Raw genomic sequence first — 25,169 nt, 5'->3', positions numbered from 1 at the left:
TTTCAATCCCTTTTCAGTTTTTTTCAACTTCTGCAACTGTTTCCGAAAAAGTTGATATAAGTTCTTCCATCTCTCCGTCTGAGATTGTGAATGGAGGAGCGATGATTACGGCATCTCCTTCTCCGCTGTCGATTCCAGCCTTGGCAGGATAGACAATGAGCCCGCGTTTTTTTGCTTCGCTGATGATACGCTGGGTCATCGACCGATCTTGCGGAAACACTCGCTTTGTCTTTTTATCAGCCACAAATTCAACGCCTAACAGCAGTCCTTTGCCGCGGACATCCCCAATGATGCCGCTTCGGTGCATCATCTCTTCAAGTTTCTTTTTCAGCTTGAAGCCCTTTTCTTCAGCCTGTTTGATCAAGCCGTGTCTGATAACATAACGCAAAACCTCGAGAGCGGCTTTGGCTGAAAAGGGATGAGCACTATATGTGTGACCGCTCATAATAACACCTGATCCTTGCTTTATCGTTTGGAGAACCGTATCAGACACAACTGCCGCTGCAATAGGCGCGTAGCCGGCACCGAGTCCCTTTCCAAGCACAGCGATATCAGGAACGGTATGCCAATGCTCTGTCGCAAGCATCCTTCCAGTTCTCCCAAGCCCGGTCATCACTTCATCCGCAATAAACAGCACGCCGTGTGAGCGGCACACCTCTTGCAATCTCTCATAATATCCAGAAGGAGGAGTGATTGCTGCTCCCGCGGCTCCAATAATAGGTTCTGCCACAAAGCCAGCAATAAACTGACTTCCAATTCTTTTTATAGCGGTTTCCAGCTCCTCCGCAGCCGTTTGAACAAAATCTTTTTTTGCCTCTTGATTCAGCCGATATATATGCGGGGCTGAGAGAGCGGGATAACGCTCTAGCAAATGGGTGAACCGGTACCTCCGTTCATAAAACCCCGACAATGAAAGCGCTCCCAAAGTTATTCCGTGGTAACTGCTCCATCGTGAGAGAAAGATGGATTTTTGTGTCTGCTTTTTTTCCTGCCAATATTGAATGGCGATTTTCATTGCCGTTTCTATGGCCTCTGATCCGCTGTTTACAAAAAAAGACCAATTCAAGTCTCCCGGCAGCTGCTCGGCCAGTAAAGCAGCTAATTGCTCCGCCGGCTCACTCGTAAACTGCGAGCGGTAAGCAAAAGACACCTTTTCAAGCTGTTCTTTCAGCTGCTCAGTTACTTCCTCAACCCCATGGCCGATATTGCATGTCACCGCACCAGATGAGCCATCAAGATATTTTTTTCCGTTCTGATCATACACATATGTGCCCTTTGCATGACTGACAATCGGATATTCCGCATTAAGCTCTGGCTTAATTAAATAACTGCTCATGCTTCCACCTCAAAAACCCCTTTTCTACATTGTATGAGTGTCCAAATAGCGGCATGACGCTCTCTATAAAATCTTTTTTCGCACAAAAAAAGAGCCCTTCCGAACTTCGAAAGGCTCTTGTGTTATTTCATCTAGCAAATAAAAGCGGCTCCGACGATAATTAATAAAATGAACAAGACAACAATCAATACAAATGTATTTGTCCCGCAGCCAAATCCTCCGTAACCGTATCCATGATATCCATGCATATTGTTTTTCATCCTTTCTTATCACGATATACGGCATTGTATGCGGGCCAAGTCCCAAACGGTTTGTGCAAACGCCCATCTATGTAAGGAAATAATGAAAAACAGTGTGCACCCGCTCATATTTTTTAAATTTGAGCTTTTCATAAAAATGAGTAACGCCGTCAGAATTTGAGGCCACTAAATAAGCCTCATCCATTCCTAAAGATTTGGCAATGGACAGCATCTCACCCACAAGAATACTGCCGTAGCCCCTTCTTTGAAACTGATCCAAAATCGCCACCTCTTCAATTTTCGCCGTTTTCTCTTGCGAATCAATAAAAAGTTCCCCGCAGCCAATCGGAATGTTCTGTGATGAATCGCTGTAACAAACGACAAGCAAAATCGTACCTACTTTGTAAAAAGGATATTTTCTCACTAATTTTTGTTCTGCGGTTGCCTCTCCTATATAAAGCGAGTCATAAATTTTCATGATAGAAGATCCGTCACTAAGACTTTTTGCCGTCCCCCATGCCGTGAAAGGATGTCCCGTCTGTCCCTTCCAGTCTCCAAGCTTCATGCTGTATAACAGCTCATCTTCAACCACAAAACCGCTTTTCACAAGCGACTGCTTCAAAACGAGCGGAAAAACATGCTGAGGAGACGCTTTTAAATGGATATAATTCGCATCAAGCAGCTTCGGTACGGACGGCAAAAAATCAGGTATACGCTCCAATGGAAATGTATCATGAAGCTGTACAAAATTATGAGAAAAAATTTGCGGCAGCTTGGAATCTTTATATACACTGTAATGACCAAACAACTTCGATTCAGACGTTAACGATAGATATTGATGCTCCGTTTTTGAATAATGTCCTGTCATGATATCTCCTTTTTATGACCTATACATTTACTCGATTGCAATATTTAATTTCTTTATAATCTCATCGTACACTGGATAAAACGGCTTTCCAATTGGAAATTGCTGAATATTCCGGAAAGAAGCGGGTATTGGTTTCTGCTGTAAAAAGAATTTCCTCACCACTTGCTCGCTGATTGGATGAAAAACACCGTTTAGAAATAGAAACCTTTCGCGTTCTATAAAAAACAGCCTTCGTCCAGGCGGATTTGCGATCACCCCAGATCTGTCCCGCGTGATAGGCGGCCCTTCCTGCAGATCCGCGAGCACTTCTTTTTCAATCGTCAAAATATCTTTTCTTTTAAATTGATAAAATTGAAAAGCATGCTGACTTTCTATCCGTCTTTTTTTACCGGCGTCAATGTAAAATACTGCAGGCTGGTCAGCTTCTTTTACCAAAACATAATTCGGAATGTTTAAACATTTCCCCGTATGATATTGAAATAAATACGGATCGGGGATAACAACAGTCCGATCCAGATACACTGAACTCCATCTCTCCCCCACAGGATGCCGCACACCTTGATCAAGAAAATACACATGTTGATCAGATCCTTTTACAAACGTGCCGTCAATCAAATCGGCGGGCAGAAACTGATTAGCGTTTTGAAAGGAATTCGGGGTCTTATACGTTGTATCTAATACTTCATTTATCGGCAGGAACGGGGCAAATGTGTTTACTCTCATCCAAAAAATTGAGTCGCCGTGATTCCAATGCATCATATCATCGTCCCAATAGCTTCCATATTTATCTTTGATCCGATCAAGCAACGAACGGCGATGCATAACAGAGCAATGATCGACTTGAAAAGCGGCTTGATCAAGCACCGCATTGGCATCTCTGTAAAAATGGGAAATTTCCTCTCCTCTTTCGTTTACTTGAACAACTTTTTGTTTTGAATAGACTGCCTGTGCTTCAGGATGACACAAAAACGTCTGCAGCATACGGCTCAGCCGATCAGGATGATAAACTGTATCATCGGTGAGATAAGAAATGTAGTCGCCTGCGGCAAATGGAAGAGCGTTATTAATTAATGTGGCATAACGGGTTGTTTTTAATCGATTTTGAGGATGGACGAAGCTGTTTTTATAACGAATGCGCTGGTCATGAAGGTACTTGTGAATCACCGCAATCGTTTTCTCATTTGAATGGTCATCCATGACAAAAAGCTCCCAATTGCTATGAGTTTGATTGATGACACTCTCAATCGCCATTTGTAGATAATCAGGTTTGTTATAACTCGTTAAAATAATGGACACTTTGTCCCCCATCTCTGCAAGCCTCCTATTGTCACACATGAAAACGGCTCCGCAGCAAGCAGAGCCTCTGTCATCATGTAAAAAGCACCCCAACTTACAATAGCAACATTTGATCCCGTTTGATTTAGCGGGTTCTGAAAAAATAACCAAATCAGCCAAGACTTTTTACGATAACATTATGAAGCGTATCTCCATTGATCAGATTGACTCTTGAAATCGGCACACCAAGCTCTTTAGCAAATACGAGTTGGCGTCTGTGATCAAATGGATTTCTGTCTGAAGCTGTTTGACGTATAAGCAGAATGAATAAAAACAAAATAAAATGCAATTCGTCGTTATTTTCTTCCTGGTTCACTTTGTTTTCTAAATCCAAACTTCCCTCTCTCCCTTACCCTCTGTTTCACAATATGAACATGCTGTCAATTGCGGTATAGGCAATATCCATCCATTGAAGAAAATCAGCATTTTCCTTAAATATATGAAAAATAGCTCAGGTACGGCGTTCGACTCATACCAATTGCCAATCAGAAGAATATGATTAAACGTGAGTTCAATAATCTATAGGAGGTGTGTTTTTATGAGTATTAAAAAAACACAAGTAAAAAAGGATTTAATCAAGTCCCTTTTAAGTCCTTTATTTACAAATGCAACTGAAAGAGGAGATAACGTGGAGAATACAATTAAAGCTTTACTGGAATCTGCGATTGATCAGAAAGTGGACGATACTGCTTCAGCCGAGTTTTTGTTTAATAGTTCACCGGCGGAATGGATTTTTGCCAGAATCGAACCGGGCACTATAATTAGTATAGTAACTGATTCAGGTGACATGATCGGTCCTGTCGTATTTGTTGATTTTGATCGGCTACGAGGCATTGTATTCGTAACACAGGAAAGCTCTGTAACCCCGCCAGGTCAAGCGACAACATTGATTGATGTAGATAAAGTAGAAAGCGTTACATTCTTTTCATAACCTCTGATGAAAGTTTTGTATATCCAGTCGGGATATGGAGGAATATACAGTTATTTTGACCGCTGGGCTGAAGAATGCTTTCGGCACGCTCAGACAGAATACATGGCTGCAGATACACCAGACACCGAATCGCTGTCACGCATTGAAACGTTTCAGCCGGACTTCGCACTCATGATGGTTGGAGTTCACGTTCCTCACGACTGGCTGACCTGGTTAAAGGGTAAGGGTATTCCGGTATATGTTTGGCTGACAGAAGACCCATTTTATATTGATATCAGTCTTCAGGTGATAAAGCACGCTGACGCGGTTTTAACAATTGACCAAAATGCTGCCCTCTATTATCAGGAGCTTGGTTATCAGCATATCTATTATGCTCCAATTCCTGTTAATCATCGGCTGTTTAAAAAAATGGACACCGAACATTCCTTTCATTCACAATTGCTTATCATCGGCTATCCTTACCCTAATCGGGTTCAGCTTGTGAAAGAAGCGGCATATCTCCCGTACACCATTCGGGTCATCGGAAAGGAATGGAGAAAATACCTGCCTAAAAAAGTACTCAAACAGCCGCATATAGATGTAGTCAGCACATGGGTTCCGCCTGAACAGGCCGTTCATTATTATAACGGGGCAGACATCGTGATCAATCCGCATCGGCCGTATCATTTTACGTTCAACAAAAATAAAAGCTGCATTAAAAATACAAGCTTTAATAACCGCACCTTTGATATTGCTGCATGCGAAGTATTTCAACTAGTGGATCTCCCCGCGGCACATCCTTTTTCATCCTTTATTTCTTATCACAGCATCGACGACTTTAAGGAAAAAGCCGCTTTCTATATCAATCATCCTGAGGAACGAAACAAAGCTGCGGCGTTAAATTACAAAGAGACCGTTCCTGCTCATACATTTGATGAGCTTCCCGCAAAACTGAAAGCCATTCATCTGGCGCTTTGAAAAATCGTTCATTTCATATGAACGATTTTTTCGTGACAAAAAAAGCAGCCGAAAATAGGCTGCTTTTTTATTCATCAGATCTGTCCTTCAGCTTTCTTGGATTCACCTGTTTATTCAGGTCAGGTTTTCCGCCAAGATGCTGAGAAATCTGTTCCCATGATACAATTTTGAAATTTTGATTGACAACTTGTCCATTTTCTATATTTTCTCCGTCCTGCGCTACAAAAATGCCGTACGGATATTTTGGCCCCAGTCCGAAACCAAGAACATCAATACCGTCAGTATCACTCGTCCCGTCTATTTTCTCGCCATCCGTAATTTCAAAATTGGCAATATACCGATTGCCTCCCTGTCTTTCATACATCGCATAGCTGTTATTGCCTTGGCTTGAAGCGATAAGGTAACCTTTTCCGTCCGGCGCATAATAGATGGTCAAGCCCTCAATATCAGCTGTCAAATGCTTTCCAGAAGCATAATCAATGACTTTGCCCTGCGATCCTCCAGATGGTTCAGCATTAAATTTCCAAATCGCTGTGTCTTCCTCCGCTATATAGAGATTCCCATACTCGTCATCTGCGACGAGACCTTCAGTTTGTGAATGTAATTTGAATTGCCGCACTTTTTTCCCTGTTACATATCCCTTTCCATTGTCGGCAATTTCATATTGCTCGAACTCTCCTTGCTTTCCCGTTACCAACGCATAAAATGCCCCTGTTTTTTGGCTGTGATACAGGCTGAAACCGTAAACTTCAGAAATATCAGTGGAAATAGGATGTTTTGGGTCTGTGATGCTTTTCAATTCACCTTTTGCCCCATCAATGGTGTAAACTTCGATCGAATTTTTTCCTTCTGTCCGGTTTGAAGCAGCGACAATGTCAATCTGTTTGCCGTTGAACGGAAAATCATAACGCAGATCGACATTATTCAGCTTGCCAAACTCGTAAGAATTGATCTGTTTGCCGTCCAAATCATACACGACTAACCCGGACTTCTTGTTTGTCGTTATCAATTTGCTTTTTTCCGGATGCTTTGCATCAACCCAAATGGACGGATCATCCGCTGCGTCATCTCCTGAAGCAACCGGGTCAGTCTCTCCCTTTGCCGTTACTTTGAAATGATTCACTTCATCAGCGTGATGAGCCGATACCGAGTTTGCAGATAGGCTAAGCAATAAACCCGCAGCGGCACTAAACAGAATAGTTTTTGGATACTTCATTTTACAGCCTCCTTATTTTAACCCTCATTTCTTATTGTAAAATATATGAAGCTGATGAACAGTGAGACAATCGTACCTTTTTTTCGTAGTGTTTCTGATTCAAAAGAAAGCTTTTTATATGGACGTGATCAGATCATATGGGACCTGTTTATATGGAGCGAAAAAAGATATTATGAAAATTTAGTACACTGTTTATTTAGTTAGATTAAAGCAATCTCTTCATTTTCTATTAAAAAAGAACACTTTGTGACATCATCATTCCCCTAAATTTCGTTTTATTGGTTGCTTTCATTAACTCGAATAAAATGTTGAACATATGATGCATGGTAGAGAAACGAGAGTTGGAGGATAAGCCATGCCTAAACAGCAAACAGCAGAACTAAAACCATTTTTCCATAACAAAACAGTTTTAGTCACTGGCGGAACGGGTTCAATCGGAAGTCAAATTGTCAAACGCCTTTTGCTGCTTACACCAAAAAAGGTTATTGTATTCAGCAAAGACGACAGTAAACAGTATGTAATGAGTCAAAAGTATGCGGAGGATCAGCGGCTTTCATTTGTACTTGGAGATGTGCGCGACCACCGGAGAGTGAATCAGGTGATGACAGGTGTCGATATCGTCTTTCACGCAGCAGCGCTGAAACAGGTACCGACATGCGAAGACAATCCGTTTGAAGCGATCCAGACCAATCTCATCGGCGGACAGAATGTGGTGGAGGCCGCCCTAATCAATGGAGTACAGCATGTCATCAATATCAGTACTGATAAAGCTGTGTCCCCTGTAAACACAATGGGTGCCACTAAGCTGTTATCTGAAAAGCTGTTTCATCAAGCTAACCGCCACGTTCAAAATAGAGGAACTGTTTTTTGTTCAGTCCGTTTCGGAAATGTTCTCGGCTCAAGAGGTTCAGTCATCCCTATTTTATTTGAACAGATGATGGAGGGTGAACCGCTGACCATCACAGACAAGAACATGACCAGATTTTTTATGTCTATTGATGAGGCGGCCACACTGACACTGCAATCAGCCGCTATAACCACAGGCGGAGAAACTTTTATTTTTAAAATGGAATCACTGAAACTCGAGGAATTGATTCATGGATTTGAAGAATACGCAGCGCAGCACGGTCTCCCGCGCCCGGCCGCAATAGAAGTCGGCAAGCGTCCAGGCGAAAAGCTTCACGAAGAATTGACATCTCCCCACGAAGTAGAGTCACTATATGAATGGGGCAACCTATATGCTATCCTCCCAGAACCTGAAAAACATCCTGATTTTCGCAAAGTCAATTTGCCCGGATATCAGTCTGACCAGGCCCCTCTTATTACAAAAGACAGAATTGCCCAAATTATTGAAGACCTGCATAAAGAAAAAAAGGCATAAAACAAGCCTGTCTATCCATTAGGCAGGCTTGTTTTTTTCTTGCATTTTATTTGTCAAATAGGTGCTGATAGCTTTCATATCCCTCTTCTTTGAGCTTATCCTTAGGAATAAATCGCAGCGCCGCAGAATTAATGCAGTAACGAAGTCCGCTAGGCCCAGGTCCGTCATTAAATACATGTCCCAGATGGGAATCGGCTGTTCGGCTTCTGACTTCTGTCCGAATCATTCCGTGGCTCGTATCCTGTTTTTCTTCCACTTCTTCTTCCTCAATCGGCTTTGTAAAGCTTGGCCAGCCGCAATGGGAATCAAATTTATCCTTGGAGGTAAACAAAGGCTTTCCTGACACAATGTCAACATAAAGCCCTTCTTCCTTATGATCCCAATACTCATTTTGAAACGGCGGCTCCGTTCCGTTATTTTGTGTGACCTCGTATTGCATACGGTTTAATGACTTTATTCTTTCTTCTTTATTTAGCGTCATTTATTTCGCCCCCCAATGCTCACTAATAAATCCAGATCTTCCGGAGCCTGTCCGGTAACGCTGATAATGCCCTGGATTCTTTTTATAAAAATGCTGATGGTAATCTTCCGCTTCATAGAATGGTTCAGCCTTTAAAATGTCTGTCACGATAGGATCTTTAAAAATGCCGCTTTCCGCCAGCCGTTGTTTTGATGCTTCGGCAAGCTCCTTTTGTTTTTCATTATGATAAAAAATCGCTGCACGGTAAGAGCTGCCGCGATCAGCGAACTGGCCGCCTGCATCTGTCGGATCAATTTGCTGCCAGAACAGCTCTAACAGCTTTTCATAAGGGAATACATCAGGCTCAAACGTGATTTGTACAGCTTCACGATGCCCTGTTGTTTCGCTGCATACTTCTTCATACGTAGGGTTTTCAGTATGGCCGCCTGTATACCCGGACACCACTTTTTCAATTCCCAGCTGTTCGTCAAATGGTTTGACCATACACCAAAAACAGCCGCCTGCAAATGTGGCGAGTTCTTTTTTTTCAGACATACTGGTGCCTCCTTTGTTAATACGTGGTATTATTATATTATAGCATGTAAAAATAGAATGAAAATGATTCTGCTTTTCAATAAAAATCTATAGGTTTTGAGTATTAGCAATTATGTAATGGGGGTTCACAAATTTGAAAGTAAGAACACAAATGATGTATGATATGGAAACTTTACTCCGTAAAGTTTTTAAACAAATACGCAATGAAATCAACGATATTCTAGATAAAGAGCTGTCGCGGAATGAATTTACCATTTTGCGCATTCTAAGTGAACAGGGACCTAAGAAAGTGACGGAATTTGCGCCCATTTTGGAAGTATCGGCAAGCCATATTACCGCAGTGACTGACGCGCTGGTAGAAAAAGAATGGATCACGAGAATCAGATCGAAGGAAGATCGGCGGATCATCCGCATTCATATCACTGAAGCAGGTGAAAAAATCGTTCAGCATTTCAATGAGAAAAAAACTGAATATTTCTTTAAACGCTTTGATTGTTATACAGATACTGAACTCGCCACGTTAATCGAGCTTTTCAGCAAACTTGATAAAAAACGGTAAAAAAAGCACATACCCATTTAGGGTATGTGCTTTTCGCAACGCCTTTCTTATCTTTCAGTAAACAATTTCATCGTTTTCCAGCGGCCGTATCTGTAGTACAAAAACGCCGCACAGCTGCTGAATAAGAAACTCATACCGATTCCGAGACCGATCCCTTTCTGTCCAAGCCAAGCTGAAAACAGAGCAGTAAAAGGATATCTCAAAACCCAAAAAGAAATCAAATTTAAAACCAAAACCTGCATCATTGCCCCAGCAGCTCTGACAATTCCGTTCAGTACAAAATTAATACCGATAAAAGGATAGAAAAACGCAATCCACCGCAAATATTGTTCACCAAACGCTACCGCGTCAGGCTCACTAATAAATAATCTCATCAAGTATTTTCCAAATATCCAAATGATAATAGCAATGACGAGCATGCAAGAAAAAACAGACATCACACCAAGCTTCGCAATCGATTCCACCCTTTTATAGTTTCCGAGTCCGATATTTTGTCCCGCCATGCTGTTGACCGCCGTACCGGCCGCCATAGCCGGAAGTGTGATGATGCTGTCCAGCCGCTGCACTGCGCCAAATCCAGAGACCACATGCTCTCCATAAGAGTTGACGACACTCATGATCGCCATCATTCCGCCTGTAATCACCATCATCTGCAGACCGGCGGGAATACCAAGTTTCAGAATCAACGCAGTCTCTTCCCACTTAGGTGCTTTTGGCATAGAAAACGGAACCAGCTGATGTTTGATGACATAAAACAAGCCGTAAAGGAACGCAATGCCCTGTGACAAAACAGTTGAATAAGCCGCTCCCGCAATCCCCATGCGGAAAACAGAAATAAAGAGCGGTGCCAGCACAGCATTCAGCACAACGGCAAAAGCGATGAACCGCAGCGGTGTTTTGCTGTCGCCTAGCGCCCGAAGAACCGTACTGATAAAGTTATAACCAAACAAAAACAGGATGCCGATAAATTGAATCTGCAAATAGATCTCGGCAAGCGGAATCATGGACTCCGGCGTTTGCAGAAGACGCAGCAATGGTTCTGACAGGAAAAAACCGGCTGCGCCGAACCCGACGCTTAAGCCTGTTAATAAAACGACAAAGGCATTTATATACGACGCCATTTCTTTCTCATCATCTTTTCCCTTTTGCTGAGACAAAATGGTTAAGGTCGCATTATTAAGTCCCAAAATAAAAGACAGCACGGTTAAAACTATCGTGCTTGATACCGCGGCCGCGCCAAGCGCTTTTGCCCCCAGCAAATTGCCGACCCATAAACTGTCTATGAATTGAAAAGAAACCTGCAGAGCATTTCCCAGCATAATAGGCATCGAAAACAGGATAAGCTGCCTCAGCACGTTTCCCTTCGTAAAATCGTATGCTTTCATTTCTTCTCCTTGTTCTCTTATATTTTTGTCAGCCGCATGAAAAAAGAGACGGTGCAGCATGTCTCTTTTTTTCATGATTTATCGGTTTTTTTTCGGTCTTTCATGCCAAATGTAAACACCATCACACTCAAAAACAATGCGCAGTACGAAATGTTCAAGTACATTTGATCCATATCCTCAGCCGCCAGATGATGATAAGCCAGCCAGCCGAAGTAAAGGGAAAACGTAAATGATAACAAACTGAAATACTGGTAAATCCGCTTCATTTCAGTCACCTCTATTGTTTAGGATGGTAATAGGAAAACTCAATTTCATCTTTTTCTAAATTAATTTTATCTGCTTTGACATACATACCGTTCGTTAATGGCATTTCAGACAAACGAACCTCAATGCTTTTATCGCCGGGATGAACATGCACAAAGGATGGAAGTTCATAGAAGCTGTCCATATAATTTAACACAAAGCTAATAGGAATACTCAATTTCCCTAAGGAAAATTTCGTTACATTCAGCTCGACATCGCCATTCTTTTTCACCGTCGGCTCAAATGCGATAAACGCGTCAATTGACGTGGAAAATGCTTTGATTTTCCCTGCCACATGGACATCGTCATCTATATCCACTTTGTAATCAAGCTGATTTGACGCTTTCTCGTTTAAATATGAGTTGACAAACGCAGCTAAGGATTCTTTTGTGCTTGTCACTTGAAATCCGTACTCGCTTTTAGAGGTATCCTCTACCTCGGCTTGCTTGCCCGGCAGCATGACCAGCGTGACAAATCCTATTGCTAATACAATATTGATGGCAAGCAATATAAAAAACAGTCGTTTCCAGTTATTCATGATTTCACCCTACTCTTTCGGTAATCCTTCTTTTTCAATTGCTTGATAGACCCGCTTCGCTATTAAGGAATAACCCGTTCCATTAGGATGAAAATCATCTTCCTCAGAAATTCGTTTACTGTCACTTTTTTGATTGAACAAGTCTTCTATATTAATGATTTTTGCATGTTTATCTTTTTTCAGCTCTTTTTTAGCAATGTTGTTCCAATCAGTGACTACCCCGTTTATTTCCTGTAATTCAGATAAAGTAAATGTAAACGGATTATACATGCTGACATAAATCAGCTCTGCGTGGTTATTCAGCGCGCGGATTTCTGAAATGATTTTTTTAAAACGCTTTTCGTACGGCTTTTCCTCTTCCTGAAACGGTTCGACGGTTAATTGCAGGAAGTTTTGACGAAGGACCTTCATCAGATCATTACCGCCAATTGTTAAAAAGACATAATCTGCATCTTTTATGCCTTTTTGAACGTTTTTATCTTTTAGTTTCTCTAACAAATCTTCCGAACGATTCCCTTTGACGGCATAATTTTTAACGTCAACCTTTTTGACTTGCTCATTTGACCGGATAGAATCCGCCACCTTGCCGACATATCCCTTGCCCTCAGGATCTCCGACACCTTCTGTAAGCGAATCTCCGACAGCGGCAATGACAATGTGTTCCTTCGTTTTCAGTTCATGGGCTTTTTGTTTTCCCTCAGATGCTGTACGTAAGCTCGTACATGCAGTAAGAAGCAAAATCAAACTGGCCATGAGTGCAAAAATGCGCAGTTTCAATCTTGTTGCTCCTCCCCATTCTACTAGTGGAAAGTGTATCATGTTTTAGGAGATTTGAAAATGCCTTGTCTTCGAGATTACTTGAGTTTACTAGCCGCTTTCACATCAGCGATAATGTCATCGTATGGTGTATTTTCTACTCCATTGTAATCTTTCAGCACTTTACCGTCAGGGCCTACTAAATAAAATGAGGATTGATGAATGACCTGGTCCTGGCCTTCAGGTTTCTTCACGATCGCTTTAAAGCTATCAAACGCAAACGTCTCGATGTCACTTTGACTGTATCCCGTTAGAAAATCCCAGTTATCAAACGATAAAGGATAATTTGCCGCAAATTTTTTCAGCTGCTTCGGGTTATCATTCTCAGGATCAACACTAAAGGATACGATACGCACATCTATATTCTCAGTCTTTAATTTCTTTTGAAGATCTGTCATATGAGCCGTCATCGGCGGACACACGGTCTCACAATTGGTAAAAATAAAATCTGCGAGCCAAACCTTTCCTTTTAAACTGTCTAAAGAAACATTTTTGCCATCTTGGTTTTTAAAAGTAAAAGACTCCACCTCGTAATTAAGCGGATCCTTAATCTGCTGTCCTCCGCAGGCACACAAAAGCAGAAAAATCAGCCCCGCCGCCAACCCTTTGATCATCTTCATGCCGTTCACCCTTTCCAGCTTAAAGCGCTTACTAAATACCGCGCTCACCTTCTTACATCCTTTGTTTAATTCTATAAACGCAAAAAAATTCCTGCACGCCCCTTCGTCCGCCTGCGAGCGGCATAGCAAAGGGGACACACAGGAATAAACGGCGTATCACGCGTTGTGTTTTAACACCTCTTGATGAAAAACAGCCTGATAATCAGTCCATTTCATCCGGCGCTTCATATATTGTCGGAAAGAATACACTTTTGCCCTGCTTTTTGATGAAAGCACTTCTTTTAAGTAGATCTGCAAATGCTGATTCAACATAAAGAAATAATGTTCATCTTCCTTTAACACAGGTATTTCTGTCACTTTCACCTGAATCCCGTCGCTGCGTTTGAACTCTAGGCTTTTGAGTAACAAGCTATCAATCCTCATTTTTTGATTGTTTTCTTCTATTATATACAATGCCGGCCGGGCTGTCTGTCATTTTGCGCGGTTGTGCCGAAAAAATCAGATCAGCAGATGGAATAAATCTTGATCCTTATTTACCTCTAAATAATAAAACCCTTTTTTATTCATCCGCTCAATCAGCGGCCCATAGTCAGCTTTGTTTTGAAGCTCAATGCCGACCAGGGCCGGTCCGTTGCTTTTATTGTTTTTCTTCGTATATTCAAATCGTGTAATGTCATCATTCGGCCCAAGAACTTCGTCAAGAAATTCACGGAGTGCACCAGCTCTTTGCGGAAAATTGACGATAAAATAGTGCTGAAGGCCTTCGAAAATCATAGACCGCTCCTTCATTTCCTGCATTCTTCCGATATCGTTATTGCCGCCGCTGACAACACATACTACGTTTTTCCCTTTAATTTCTTCCTTATATAAATCCAGTGCCGCGACAGAAAGAGCACCCGCCGGTTCAGCGACAATCGCACATTGATTATACAGTTCAAGGATGGCTGTGCATACCTTCCCTTCTGGCACGAGAAGTATGTCATCTACAACGGTTTCTAGCGCTTGAAAGGTTTCATCGCCGATCTTTTTCACAGCCGCTCCGTCCACAAATTTATCAATTTTATCTAACGTGACGACATGTCCAGCTTTGTTAGATTCAAAATATGACGCAGCGCCCGCCGGTTCAACCGCGATTACTTTGGTTTCAGGAGACACGTTTTTCATATACGTGCCGACCCCTGCAAGAAGCCCGCCTCCCCCGACACTTCCAAATAGAAAATGCGGTTCTGTATCAATATCGTTTAAAATTTCGACCGCCAGAGTTCCCTGGCCGGCCATTACATCCGGATCATCAAACGGATGGATAAAGGTGCGGTGTTCCTGCTCACAGCATTCAACTGCGTTTTTATACGCATCATCAAAAGTATCACCTGTCAAAATAATATCGATAAATCCTTTTCCGAACAGTTCAACTTGTGACACTTTTTGTCTTGGTGTTGTGGAAGGCATGAAAATCTTCCCGTGAACGCCCAGGTGTTTACACGAAAACGCTACACCTTGCGCGTGGTTTCCGGCACTTGCGCACACGACTCCGTTTTTAGTCTGCTCGTCAGAGAGCTGCTTCATTTTGTTATAAGCCCCTCTGAGTTTAAAAGATCTGACTACCTGCAAGTCTTCTCGTTTCAAATAAATATTGCATTCGTATCTCTCAGAAAGTCTGTCATTCCTTTGCAGCGGTGTGTGAGTCACAACGTCCTTCACGTTTTGATGAGCCTTTAAAATGTCTTTCACTTGGATGAGAGAGTTTTCTTTAAGCAACGGTTTCATGTACAGATTCCTTTCTTGTTTTAAATCCCTATTTAATATGCCATTATAACATGAATATTCAAATAATAAGACAATTATTTTTATTTAGTAAATAAAAAAATAATTGTCTTCTCAGTTCTCCGCACCCGTGATAACCATCTGCGTGACCTGAATCCAGCAGCCTAAGAAAAAAGTTTCTCAAAGATAAAAGATGTTTTCATCTGAAAGGCATGCTATAATAGAACCAATTAGAACCAAAAGGAGCCAATAAATGATTACCGCACCTCGACCTTGCACTTTTCATAATCTAATTGGAGAGCATCAACTATTTCTCGAAACAAAACGAGTCGCCATGCAGTTCGCCCTATCAGAGCTTCCTGTCCTGATCACAGGAAAGGTCGGAACAGGCAAGGATCATTTTGCACAAGCCATACACCAAGGCTCTTCAAGAAACGGCGAACCATTGATCAGTATCAATTGCAGCACCCATTCAGAAGAAAACCTTGCATACGAGCTTTTTGGCGCTGATGATGCCTTGGGTGCGTTTCAAAAAGCCGCCCGAGGTACACTTTTTCTTAATGACGTATGGAGTATGCCGGTTTCTGTACAAGCTAAGCTTCTAGAAGCACTTGACTCAGATGGGGAAAAACCGAGAATCATCTGTGCTTCTGCAATCCCGATAACAGTTGTTCCTGAAAATACATTCAGGCAGGACTTATTTTACAGGCTGAACATTTTAACGCTCACATTGCCGGTGCTGTCCGAGCGAAAAAGCGATATCCCCCTTTTGACCCAGTATTTCCTTTCGGAATCGGGGCAGCAATTGTTAATTGATCCCTCAGTCTTTCCGCTGCTTGAGCAGCATCCCTTTGATGGGAATGTAAGAGAATTAAAAAACGCTGCAGATTATATGGCGGCTGTATCAAGCGGGGGAACCATTCATCCGTATGATGTGCCGCCGTATATACGGGACGGGCTAAATGAAAAAACGACGAAGAAAAAAGCGAAGCTTCTGACTTTAATGGAAAAAGCCGAGTTTCTGTTTATTTTGGAAACCATAAAAGTGTTAAATGAAAAAGGCGAACCGGCAAGCAGACGGATCATCTCTGAAAGCAGCAAAAACAGCCAAATCTCTTTAACGCCGCAGCAGGTCAGAAGCCGTCTCGATTATTTGGAGAAGAAAGAGTATGTGACAAAAAGCCGCGGACGTGCGGGCACGAAAATCACTTTAGAAGGGCTGAATTTTTTAGAAACGCTGCAAAAACAAATGATGTAGCAGCTAAAGAGAGGAGAATGTAAGTGTATACAATAAAAGAAGAGATCGCCAACGCCATTACCCACGGCATCGGTGTGTTCTTATCCATACCAGCATTAGTGTTTCTCATCATATTTGCGGCTAATTACGGGTCCGCATGGGATATCGTCAGTTTTACCATATTTGGTGTTTCCATGCTGCTGCTTTATTTGAGCTCCACCTTGCTTCACAGCATTCAGCACAAAAAGACGAAAGATATTTTGGAGATTATTGACCATAGCGCCATTTACGTGTTGATTGCCGGAACCTATACCCCCTTTCTGCTTGGACCGTTAAAAGGCACACTCGGCTTCACCCTGCTGATCATCGTTTGGGCGCTTGCCCTCGGCGGAATCGTATTCAAAATTTTCTTCGTAAAACGGTTTATCATTTTATCTACCTTGATGTATTTATTAATGGGGTGGCTAATGATTATCGCGGTTAAGCCTTTATATGCTTCACTGACAGGAGCTGGATTCAGTCTTCTTTTGCTTGGCGGTCTGTTGTATTCAGCCGGAACGATCTTTTATATTTGGAGAAAGATCCCCTTCCATCATGCCATTTGGCACAGCTTTGTTTTAGGCGGGAGTGCGGCGATGTTTTTCTGCGTGCTGTTCTATTGTGTGAAAGTGCCGTTTTTATCCTAATGAAAAAGCGCAGTCTCAGTGACTGCGCTTTTTTAGGCCCGTAATTGCTTCTCACTTGCCGGTATATAAGCCTTGGAAAATGACACTTCTATATCTGCTGGCTTTAAGCGTTTAACAAGCGATCCCTTCAGCAGTTCATCGGTTCCTTTCGTTTCCACCATTACAACCGGAAGGCTGCAGCTGGCTGCAAGTTCCAATGGATTGATACAGCCCTCTAAAGAAAGAATCATGCTTTGGCCTTTTTCTAATTGGGTCAAAATATCTTCATATACCATTTCTGAACTGCTCTCTCGAATGACATTCATCCGTTCAAGCCATTGTCCGATAATCGGTAAACGAAACACTTTGGGATTTGTGATAAATCCGGCTGGTTCTTCAATATACCCGGCAATCAAAGCAAGTTCAGGCAATCCTAAACGAGAATGCACATACAAAACAGGACCGCTCGGTATCGGCTCTGGCTGATGAATGGTGATGACAGATCCTGAAATGCCGATACAGCCTTCCAAAAACGCCTTTGGCTGCTCGTAAACGAGCGTCATCTGTTTTTTGTATGACAGACGCGGATCCAGCATTCTTTGATTAAACAATTGTTTTATATTTTTTAACAGCATATACACAATGTAAATCACTAGACAGCTGTAGCGAATCAATTAAAATCCTCCCGCTTCAGATGATACATTCTTTTTTTCATACACTAAAAATTCATAGTCATACGGATTTTTTTCGTCCTTAGTCCCTTGCTCAGAAGAAACAAGTTTCCATTTGCTCTCATCAAATTCAGGAAAGTAGCGGTCTCCATCAAACTGGTGATGAATTTTTGTCATATACAGCCTGTCCGCGTAAGGGAACAGCGCTGTGTAAAGCTGTGCGCCTCCGATCACGAAGCATTCCTCAGTATCTGAGGTAGTCTGGAGCACATCTTCTATAGAACTGACGACGGTACAACCGGGAAATTCTGAATCGTGTGCAGAAGTCACAACAATATTTTTCCGATTCGGAAGCGGACGTCCAATTGATTCATATGTTTTTCGCCCCATGATGATTGAATGTCCTGAGGTTATTTTTTTAAAGTATGCAAGGTCATTCGGCAAATGCCACGGCAAATCATTGTCCTTCCCGATAAGCCGGTTGGCATCCATCGCGAAAATGAATGAAATCATACGCTGACCGCTCCTTTAATATGCGGATGCGGATTGTAATCTTCAATGATAAAGTCATCAAACGTAAAGCCGAAAATCGAATCAACCTCTCTGGCAAAACGAAGCTTCGGCAGCGGGCGGACATCTCTGGTCAACTGCAAGTTAACCTGTTCAATGTGATTTTGATAAATATGGACATCGCCGAATGTATGAATAAACTCGCCCGGCTCAAGCCCTGTTACATGCGCGATCATCATCGTAAGCAGCGCATAAGAAGCTATATTAAACGGCACACCGAGGAAAACATCGGCTGAGCGCTGATAAAGCTGGCAGGACAGCTTGCCGTCAGATACATAAAATTGGAACAGGCAGTGGCACGGAGGCAAGGCCATTTTATCGATTTCACCAACATTCCATGCACTGACGATTAAACGTCTTGAGTTCGGATTTGTTTTAATATCTTCCACAAGACGTGAAATTTGATCAATGGTTTCTCCGTCAGCTCCCCGCCACGAACGCCATTGCGAACCATATACAGGTCCGAGTTCGCCGTTTTCATCGGCCCATTCATTCCAAATACGCACTCCGTTTTCCTGCAGATAGCGTACATTGGTATCACCCTTTAAAAACCAAAGCAGCTCGTGCGCAATTGATTTAAAGTGAAGTTTTTTTGTGGTCAGCATCGGGAAGCCTTCCTGTAAATTAAATCTCATTTGATAGCCGAAGGTGCTGATTGTTCCGGTTCCTGTACGGTCACCCTTTTTTTCACCATGATCTAAAACATGTCGGCATAATTCTTTATATTGTTTCATTTTATTCATCCTTTAAAAGTAGTCTTATAGTAGTGTAACACAATAAAAAATCATTTCTGAACCCAGAAATGATTTTTTTATAAGTCAGCTGACAACAGGCTTTTCGTCCTGTTCCTTTTCTTCATCTTGCAGATCCTGATGCGTATGGGCAATTCTGCTCGCTGCTGCGGCTGCAAGTGCTGCCACAATATCATCCAAAAACGTATGGATTCCGTCAGGGCTTTCATCGAGCTCCTTAATAATTCCGATCTTCTCTTTATCCAAATAACCAAAGTTGGTCAAGCCGATCGAGCCGTACACATTAACGATTGAAAGAGGGATAATTTCATCTATGCCGTACAGCGGTTCATCTGTTTCAACAAGATGCTGCAGCGGTTCAGGAAGTAGTTTCTGCTCTGCAAGCTGATCAAGCGCCAGCCCAGTTAAAACAGCATGGATAATTTCACGCTTGTTCAGTACTTTTTCTACATTCTCCATACATACACTAAGCGGGAGATTTGGATTGTATTTTTCCTGAAGTTTTTGAACAATACGCGCAATATCTTCTATCATAACGCCCCGTTTGTTCAGCATATCTTTTGTTATATCGACCATTTCATTCATTGTGTACTTTTTCATATCTAATGGCATCTCCTTTAAGCACTCATCCAGTTGGGAGGTGTGTTGCGGTCCCAATAAATGCTCCCAAGCTCATGGTGTGATTGAAATCCATCTTCTGCTGTATGATAATGAAAATTAAACCAGTAGCCGTCATGCGGAGGGTGATCTCTGCGCACATGGAACCTGAGGAGGTCTTCTCCGGTTGTCCGATTGTAAACGTGAAAGATTTTCTCCGTTTTCCCCGCTGAAGGCTTGCTTGAAATCACAACATCTTGATACGCTTCATCATCTTGCAATGTCGCTAAAAAGTCACATATGACGTTTTCGATTTTCGGCAGAATCTCTTTCCGATAGTCATCTTCAATGACCGGAGCAATTTTGCTGCCAAATTTCAAAAAAGACTGATTTTCAGCGCTGTCAAGGAGCTGTTCCTTGTACGATTGAAAAAGTAATTCGGGGTCTCGCCTGTCTTCCGATTCATAATCATCGTACAAATCATGCTCATCATAAAAAGCGGTGTAATCATTCTGCTCAAGACTGCTCGGCTGTCCTGAAGGCTTGTCTGCCATGAGAGCAGCCGGAGGAGATACGAGCCCGAACGTTACGATGGTAAATAAAACCACAAGGGTCTTTCTCATCCACAATTTCATGACTGCTTATTCCTCTCTATTTTATTGTCATGTTTCTCTTATTTTATCATAGGTCGAACTTACAAGTCATGCACTATATGAAGCTCTAAGTCAATTTAGGAGATTTGTTGCTTTGCCGCGGGTGTAAAAACGCTTACAATATAATATGAAAGGAGGCCTTCCGCATGATTGACGCTTTGTTTGCAACGGTTTCACTTTTAACATTATTATACTTTGTCGTCATGGAAGTCACCGATTAGAAACAAGCCCGTGAGGTTCTTCACGGGCTTGTTTCTTTTGCGATTTGAATAACACCGTAGTGAAAAAGCGCTGTTTTTCTTTTCAATACGTTAAAACCAAATTGGTCAAAGCGCGGGCTTTTCCAATGGTCTTTGAGTACCACGCTTTTTCTGGCTGCCCGCACCGCTTCTTTGATGCAGCCGTCAGCCAATGCAAAATCCTCAGCCAGCTCTCGTAATGGCGCGATGCCATCAGACGACTCTACAGGCTCATGAAACATCGGGTCAAAATATATGACATCTACTGATTTGTCAGGCAGCTGCTTTAGATAGTCAAAGCAATCCGCATGATTCACTTGTATTCTTCTCATGGCAGCTTGAAGCTGTTCTATACCGGTTTCCCACGAATGGAGCCCCGTATTCACCAGAACGGACACAAGCTTGTTTTTTTCCAGCCCGATCACCGACCCGGTTTCACCAACGGCCATACTTGCGATAATTGCGTCGGAAGCCAGACCGAGCGTGCAATCCAAAAAAGAATCTCCGGCCGTTAAGCCGGCTGCCCGAAGCATTGGCTCTTGCTCGCCGCGCATAAACCGTTTAGCTCTGAACATCGCTGTATTCGGATGAAAAAAGAATTTACCGCCTTGTTTTGTATAAAGTTCGAACCGCTCTTTTCCAATCACGAGCAAATCACGCTCAGCTGACTTCAGCATATTTTCAACCGTTTGTTTATTTCGGTCGCCATATTGTATACCCAGCTCTTCCGAAAGCATTTTTGCGATCTTTATCGTGTGGTCAGACGGTCTATAGCTTGTTGTAATCATGATCTATACTCCAAAAGAAAATGCCCGGAAAACGGGCATTTAGCAGTGTGCATCAAAGGCGTCAGTTAAGTTTTTCATGATTTCTTCCATTTCGTGCCCTTCAATCTCATGGCGCGGAATAAAATGCACGACTTCTTTGCCTTTCAAAAGAGCCATTGACGGTGAAGAAGGCTCCTGGCCTGTAAAATACTCCCGCATTTTTGCAGTGGCTTCTTTATCTTGGCCCGCAAATACTGTCACCGTATTGTCAGGTGTTTTGTCGTTCTGCAGGACTGCCTGAGTTGCCGCAGGACGCGCAAGACCAGCCGCACAGCCACAAACAGAGTTAACGACTACGAGAGTTGTGCCCTCTGCCTTTTCCATAAAATTCTCCACTTCTTCTGCCGTTGTTAATTCTTCAAAACCGGCCCCAGTCAGCTCGCGGCGCATCGGAACGACAAGCTGGCGCATATATTCTTCATAAGCCATTGACATAAAAAAAGCCCCCTCTATTATCCTTCATCTGAAGTAAGGATACTATAGAGAGAGCCGGATTTCAAATGTTCACGTCTTAAAACAAGAGAATGTGATCCTGATGTCTAGATTTTCATGATACCGCCCGTATTGGCACTTGTCACAAGTTTAGAATAACGGGCTAAATAGCCGGTTTTCACTTTTGGCTCAAATCCTTTCCAATTCGCTTTCCGTTTTTCCCATTCTTCTTCCGGCACTTGAACGTCCAGGATGCGTTTTTCAATATCAACGATGATATGATCGCCGTTTTCAACAAAGGCAAGCGGTCCGCCTTCTGCTGCCTCTGGTGATACGTGTCCGATTGAAAGGCCTCGTGATGCTCCGGAAAAACGTCCGTCTGTAATCAGCGCTACTTTCGGACCAAGCCCCATTCCGACAATTTGTGATGTAGGTGCAAGCATTTCAGGCATACCCGGACCTCCCTTTGGCCCTTCGTAACGAATGATGACGACATCGCCTTCTTTTACTTTCCGGTTGATAATGCCGTCTAGCGCCTCATCCTGAGAGTCGAATACGACAGCTGGCCCTTCGTGTCTCGTAATTCCGTTCTGTACGCCGCCGGTTTTGATGATAGCGCCGTCCGGAGCCAGATTTCCGAATAATACGGCAAGGCCGCCCTTTTCAGTGAATGGCTGATCTAACGGATGAATCACGTTATAATCCTTCACTTCATGTCCGGCAATGGTTTCTCCAAGCGTTTGACCTGTAACTGTCAGCGCGTCCAAATGAAGTGCTCCTTCTTTTTTGGAAAGCTCATTCAATGCTGCAGACACACCGCCCGCTTCATGAAGATCTTCAATAAATACATCAGATGCAGGCGCCAGCTTGGCCAAATGCGGCACGCGCTCTGCGACTTCATTGATGCGTTCTAAAGAGTATTCAACGCCAGCTTCATTTGCGAGGGCAAGCGTATGAAGTACAGTATTTGTTGAACCGCCGAGCGCCATATCAAGCGCAAACGCGTTATCAATCGCTTTTACTGTAACGATATCTCTCGGTTTGATGTCTTTGCGAATGGTTTCCATTAATTGCGCAGCTGATTTTCTGACAAACTCTTTTCGTTCCGGTGATGTCGCAAGAATGGTTCCATTACCAGGCAAAGCCAATCCAAGTGCCTCTGACAGACAGTTCATTGAGTTTGCTGTAAACATTCCCGAGCAAGATCCGCATGTCGGGCAGCCGAACTGTTCTAATTCTTGAAGTTCGCTTTCGCCGATTTTTCCAGCTTGATAAGCACCGACTCCCTCAAATACTGAAGAAAGAGAGATTTTGCGGCCGTCGCTTGTTCTTCCTGCCGCCATCGGTCCTCCGCTGACAAAAATGGTCGGAATGTTGATGCGCATAGCCGCCATAAGCATTCCCGGCGTGATTTTATCACAGTTCGGAATACAGACCATTCCGTCGAACCAGTGCGCTGATACGACAGTTTCCACTGAATCCGCGATGATCTCACGGCTCGGGAGCGAATATCTCATTCCGATATGCCCCATCGCAATTCCGTCATCTACACCGATTGTATTAAATTCAAACGGTACGCCTCCGGCTTCTCTGATTGCTTCTTTTACGATTTTTCCAAACTCCTGCAAGTGAACATGACCGGGAACGATATCAATATATGAGTTACAAACCGCAATAAACGGTTTGCCAAAATCCTCTTCTTTTACACCTGCTGCGCGGAGCAAACTGCGGTGCGGTGCTCTATCGATTCCTTGTGTGATCATGTTACTGCGTAATTCTGCCATGGTGATCCTCCTAAATAGTCTCAATTGTTAGATTGAATTTTATTTTAACAATTTTCAGTTTATTTGCGGGCCGTTTTTGCTAAATCTCATGATTTCAGGCAGCCCTTTCCTCGGTTGTTTGATTCATGTTTTTATATTTATATAGCTTTCTGTCGATGTGAACCCTCCAACTATTAATATTGTTACTTACTATATATAGTTTTTGACTATTTTTCAACAATATTCGAAATAATTTTTATAAAAAATGAATTCAAACAAAAAAGGTGCATGATCTGCACCTTCATCTTCTTTTTTATTCGCCTTTTTTTCTGCTCTCTGTCATTTGTTTCCAGACTGAACCTTTTGCCTCTTCCCCATGTTCGATTCGTTCCAGCGCCATTTTCACTTGAAGGCTGACTTCGAATTCCGGATCATCTTCAGCAGCCCGTAAAGCTTCTATTGCACTTTCATCACCGACTTCGTAAAGGAACATAGCAGCGCGCCAGCGGACCAGCTTGCTTGAGTCGCTTAACGATTTTATCATCGCAGGGATGGCTTGAGGATCGCCGATATCAGACAGGCAGTCTCCAGCCGTTCTTCTCACCGATACAGACTTATCCTCAAGCGCCTTATACAATAGAGGAAGAACATCAGGTGATTCAATCATTCCCAAATACACAACAGCCTGTCTTCTGATGGACACCTTCGAATCATCCAATGCTTTTTGCAAAACCGGGATGTCCTCTTCTTTCGGATCCATCTGCTCCAAGTGTGCGTACCGCTGCTTCCAGTCCTCATCATCCAGCATGTCAAGCGTTACTTTATAGGCATTGCGCTGTGCCATTTGTTTCGTTTCGCCTTTACCTTGGGCCGCTGCTTCCGTTAGCCGTTTCAGCCTTTCATCACTGTAAGCGGCCTGAAGCTCTTCTGTCACGTCATGGCCGATTTCAGTAAAATCGCCGAATCTGACGCCTTGTTCTTTCCAAGCTCGTTCAAACACAACATTTGACGCTTCAGTTCTGAGTTTTAAGATCGCCTGCTGAAAACGGTCAGGAAGCCCGAACCGCTCTTCACGCTCGCCATCTGTCAATTTGACTTGCATAGGAATTCCGCTGAACATCTGTACAAAAACTTTCACTTCTCCAAATGACTCCTGATCCGAGCGGTTTTCTGCACTCTCAGCGCTCTCCATTCCAAATGCCGTCCGGACTTGCGGTAAAATGTCTTTCCAGTCATATCTGGCGTTCCGTTCAACCGCAAGAAAGTCGGCAACGTGATATACCCCTTTAACTCCTTCAATATTTAGGATTTCCACGACAACAGGCGGGGCGCCTTCTGCCTGATCCGGTTTATAATTATTGCTTTTTCCCGCCGGAAGCTCTTCCGTTAAGATGACCTTCATTGTATTCGGGCTTGGCGTCGGTTCAATTGATTTTATTTTCATGATTGTCCTCCTATAGCCTATCTGTGACTTATTCTAACATAGTCGCCCCGCGCCTT

Annotated in this window: 29 protein-coding genes and 1 pseudogene; 6 read left to right on the top strand and 24 right to left on the bottom strand. The window is 42.9% G+C overall.

The window, feature by feature from the left end:
- Positions 1-13: 13 nt before the first annotated feature.
- From M1D69_RS10085 to cgeC, 5 genes and pseudogenes are all read right to left on the bottom strand, one after another.
- Positions 14-1,336 (bottom strand): aspartate aminotransferase family protein, encoded by a 1,323-nt coding sequence (locus tag M1D69_RS10085; RefSeq protein WP_044155489.1) that lies wholly within the window; start codon positions 1,334-1,336, stop codon positions 14-16.
- A gap of 131 nt (positions 1,337-1,467) precedes the next feature.
- On the bottom strand, positions 1,468-1,584 hold the full coding sequence (locus M1D69_RS10080) for a YjcZ family sporulation protein (RefSeq protein WP_044155488.1): 117 nt from the start codon (positions 1,582-1,584) through the stop codon (positions 1,468-1,470).
- Between the two features lie 79 nt (positions 1,585-1,663).
- Positions 1,664-2,443, bottom strand: coding sequence for a GNAT family N-acetyltransferase (locus M1D69_RS10075; RefSeq protein ID WP_458103856.1), 780 nt, complete (start codon positions 2,441-2,443; stop codon positions 1,664-1,666).
- A gap of 27 nt (positions 2,444-2,470) precedes the next feature.
- Entirely contained in the window at positions 2,471-3,751 is a 1,281-nt protein-coding gene (locus tag M1D69_RS10070; RefSeq protein WP_458103857.1) for a glycosyltransferase family 2 protein, read from the bottom strand.
- Between the two features lie 68 nt (positions 3,752-3,819).
- Positions 3,820-4,112: pseudogene (gene cgeC / locus M1D69_RS10065) on the bottom strand (spore maturation protein CgeC); the annotation flags it as partial.
- Between the two features lie 204 nt (positions 4,113-4,316).
- On the opposite strand from cgeC, the gene M1D69_RS10060 reads away from it, so the two are divergent.
- Complete coding sequence (locus M1D69_RS10060; RefSeq protein WP_217827704.1) at positions 4,317-4,709, top strand: protein CgeA; 393 nt, start codon at positions 4,317-4,319, stop codon at positions 4,707-4,709.
- A gap of 6 nt (positions 4,710-4,715) precedes the next feature.
- Positions 4,716-5,666 (top strand): CgeB family protein, encoded by a 951-nt coding sequence (locus M1D69_RS10055; RefSeq protein WP_458103858.1) that lies wholly within the window; start codon positions 4,716-4,718, stop codon positions 5,664-5,666.
- A gap of 67 nt (positions 5,667-5,733) precedes the next feature.
- Here the strand turns inward: M1D69_RS10055 and M1D69_RS10050 are convergent, their stop codons facing one another.
- A complete protein-coding gene (locus M1D69_RS10050; protein WP_458103859.1) occupies positions 5,734-6,882 on the bottom strand; it encodes a phytase in 1,149 nt (382 codons plus the stop codon).
- 355 nt (positions 6,883-7,237) lie between these two features.
- Between M1D69_RS10050 and M1D69_RS10045 the strand changes: the two genes are divergently transcribed.
- Positions 7,238-8,263: an SDR family NAD(P)-dependent oxidoreductase gene (locus M1D69_RS10045; protein ID WP_458103860.1), complete on the top strand. Its 1,026-nt coding sequence runs from the start codon at positions 7,238-7,240 to the stop codon at positions 8,261-8,263.
- A 46-nt stretch (positions 8,264-8,309) separates the two neighbouring features.
- On the opposite strand, the gene msrB is transcribed toward M1D69_RS10045, so the two are convergent.
- The gene (msrB, locus tag M1D69_RS10040; protein ID WP_024121776.1) at positions 8,310-8,744 is read right to left on the bottom strand and encodes a peptide-methionine (R)-S-oxide reductase MsrB; all 435 of its coding nucleotides are present in this window, start codon (positions 8,742-8,744) and stop codon (positions 8,310-8,312) included.
- Entirely contained in the window at positions 8,745-9,278 is a 534-nt protein-coding gene (gene msrA, locus M1D69_RS10035; protein WP_458103861.1) for a peptide-methionine (S)-S-oxide reductase MsrA, read from the bottom strand. It lies immediately after the preceding gene.
- Between the two features lie 133 nt (positions 9,279-9,411).
- Here msrA and M1D69_RS10030 point away from each other — a divergent pair, with 133 nt between their 5' ends.
- On the top strand, positions 9,412-9,837 hold the full coding sequence (locus tag M1D69_RS10030; protein WP_024121778.1) for a MarR family transcriptional regulator: 426 nt from the start codon (positions 9,412-9,414) through the stop codon (positions 9,835-9,837).
- Between the two features lie 47 nt (positions 9,838-9,884).
- Here the strand turns inward: M1D69_RS10030 and M1D69_RS10025 are convergent, their stop codons facing one another.
- The 7 genes from M1D69_RS10025 to ilvA all read right to left on the bottom strand — a co-directional run bounded on the left by M1D69_RS10025 (position 9,885) and on the right by ilvA (position 15,266).
- On the bottom strand, positions 9,885-11,222 hold the full coding sequence (locus tag M1D69_RS10025) for an MATE family efflux transporter (protein ID WP_458103862.1): 1,338 nt from the start codon (positions 11,220-11,222) through the stop codon (positions 9,885-9,887).
- 71 nt (positions 11,223-11,293) lie between these two features.
- On the bottom strand, positions 11,294-11,488 hold the full coding sequence (gene ypmT / locus M1D69_RS10020) for a protein YpmT (RefSeq protein ID WP_044155479.1): 195 nt from the start codon (positions 11,486-11,488) through the stop codon (positions 11,294-11,296).
- A gap of 11 nt (positions 11,489-11,499) precedes the next feature.
- A complete protein-coding gene (locus tag M1D69_RS10015) occupies positions 11,500-12,063 on the bottom strand; it encodes a YpmS family protein (RefSeq protein ID WP_458103863.1) in 564 nt (187 codons plus the stop codon).
- 9 nt (positions 12,064-12,072) lie between these two features.
- Positions 12,073-12,840 carry an SGNH/GDSL hydrolase family protein gene (locus M1D69_RS10010; RefSeq protein WP_458103864.1) on the bottom strand — a complete coding sequence of 256 codons (768 nt, stop codon included), beginning with the start codon at positions 12,838-12,840 and terminating at the stop codon, positions 12,073-12,075.
- Positions 12,841-12,917: 77 nt separating this feature from the next.
- On the bottom strand, positions 12,918-13,499 hold the full coding sequence (locus M1D69_RS10005; protein WP_458106171.1) for an SCO family protein: 582 nt from the start codon (positions 13,497-13,499) through the stop codon (positions 12,918-12,920).
- 156 nt (positions 13,500-13,655) lie between these two features.
- Positions 13,656-13,907, bottom strand: a complete 252-nt coding sequence (locus M1D69_RS10000) for a DUF2535 family protein (protein ID WP_326324554.1) — start codon at positions 13,905-13,907, stop codon at positions 13,656-13,658.
- A gap of 90 nt (positions 13,908-13,997) precedes the next feature.
- On the bottom strand, positions 13,998-15,266 hold the full coding sequence (ilvA, locus tag M1D69_RS09995; RefSeq protein ID WP_458103865.1) for a threonine ammonia-lyase IlvA: 1,269 nt from the start codon (positions 15,264-15,266) through the stop codon (positions 13,998-14,000).
- A gap of 250 nt (positions 15,267-15,516) precedes the next feature.
- Here ilvA and M1D69_RS09990 point away from each other — a divergent pair, with 250 nt between their 5' ends.
- Both M1D69_RS09990 and trhA read left to right on the top strand, forming a co-directional pair.
- Positions 15,517-16,521 carry a sigma 54-interacting transcriptional regulator gene (locus tag M1D69_RS09990; protein WP_268509272.1) on the top strand — a complete coding sequence of 335 codons (1,005 nt, stop codon included), beginning with the start codon at positions 15,517-15,519 and terminating at the stop codon, positions 16,519-16,521.
- A gap of 23 nt (positions 16,522-16,544) precedes the next feature.
- Positions 16,545-17,186, top strand: a complete 642-nt coding sequence (trhA, locus tag M1D69_RS09985) for a PAQR family membrane homeostasis protein TrhA (RefSeq protein WP_044155470.1) — start codon at positions 16,545-16,547, stop codon at positions 17,184-17,186.
- A gap of 32 nt (positions 17,187-17,218) precedes the next feature.
- On the opposite strand, the gene M1D69_RS09980 is transcribed toward trhA, so the two are convergent.
- The 9 genes from M1D69_RS09980 to M1D69_RS09940 form a co-directional block, all read right to left on the bottom strand.
- Positions 17,219-17,839 carry a 1-acyl-sn-glycerol-3-phosphate acyltransferase gene (locus M1D69_RS09980; RefSeq protein ID WP_458103866.1) on the bottom strand — a complete coding sequence of 207 codons (621 nt, stop codon included), beginning with the start codon at positions 17,837-17,839 and terminating at the stop codon, positions 17,219-17,221.
- Positions 17,840-18,349, bottom strand: a complete 510-nt coding sequence (dfrA, locus tag M1D69_RS09975; RefSeq protein WP_215510411.1) for a dihydrofolate reductase DfrA — start codon at positions 18,347-18,349, stop codon at positions 17,840-17,842. It abuts the gene before it with no gap.
- On the bottom strand, positions 18,346-19,140 hold the full coding sequence (locus M1D69_RS09970; RefSeq protein WP_010334650.1) for a thymidylate synthase: 795 nt from the start codon (positions 19,138-19,140) through the stop codon (positions 18,346-18,348). Before M1D69_RS09970 ends, dfrA begins: the two co-directional genes overlap by 4 nt.
- Before the next feature lie 84 nt (positions 19,141-19,224).
- Positions 19,225-19,758, bottom strand: a complete 534-nt coding sequence (locus tag M1D69_RS09965; protein WP_003230797.1) for a phosphatidylglycerophosphatase A family protein — start codon at positions 19,756-19,758, stop codon at positions 19,225-19,227.
- A 17-nt stretch (positions 19,759-19,775) separates the two neighbouring features.
- Entirely contained in the window at positions 19,776-20,390 is a 615-nt protein-coding gene (locus M1D69_RS09960) for a YpjP family protein (RefSeq protein WP_095713138.1), read from the bottom strand.
- 259 nt (positions 20,391-20,649) lie between these two features.
- A complete protein-coding gene (locus M1D69_RS09955) occupies positions 20,650-21,435 on the bottom strand; it encodes a class I SAM-dependent methyltransferase (protein WP_458103867.1) in 786 nt (261 codons plus the stop codon).
- 39 nt (positions 21,436-21,474) lie between these two features.
- Positions 21,475-21,909, bottom strand: coding sequence for a bacilliredoxin BrxA (gene brxA / locus M1D69_RS09950; protein WP_024121794.1), 435 nt, complete (start codon positions 21,907-21,909; stop codon positions 21,475-21,477).
- A gap of 104 nt (positions 21,910-22,013) precedes the next feature.
- Complete coding sequence (gene ilvD / locus M1D69_RS09945; protein WP_059293734.1) at positions 22,014-23,690, bottom strand: dihydroxy-acid dehydratase; 1,677 nt, start codon at positions 23,688-23,690, stop codon at positions 22,014-22,016.
- 292 nt (positions 23,691-23,982) lie between these two features.
- Positions 23,983-25,113 (bottom strand): conserved virulence factor C family protein, encoded by a 1,131-nt coding sequence (locus M1D69_RS09940; protein WP_458103868.1) that lies wholly within the window; start codon positions 25,111-25,113, stop codon positions 23,983-23,985.
- Positions 25,114-25,169: the final 56 nt, after the last annotated feature.

Source organism: Bacillus sp. PK3-037 (assembly GCF_054161355.1).
Note: the sequence above shows the minus strand (reverse complement) of the source record. Positions and strands in the feature narration are given on the sequence as shown.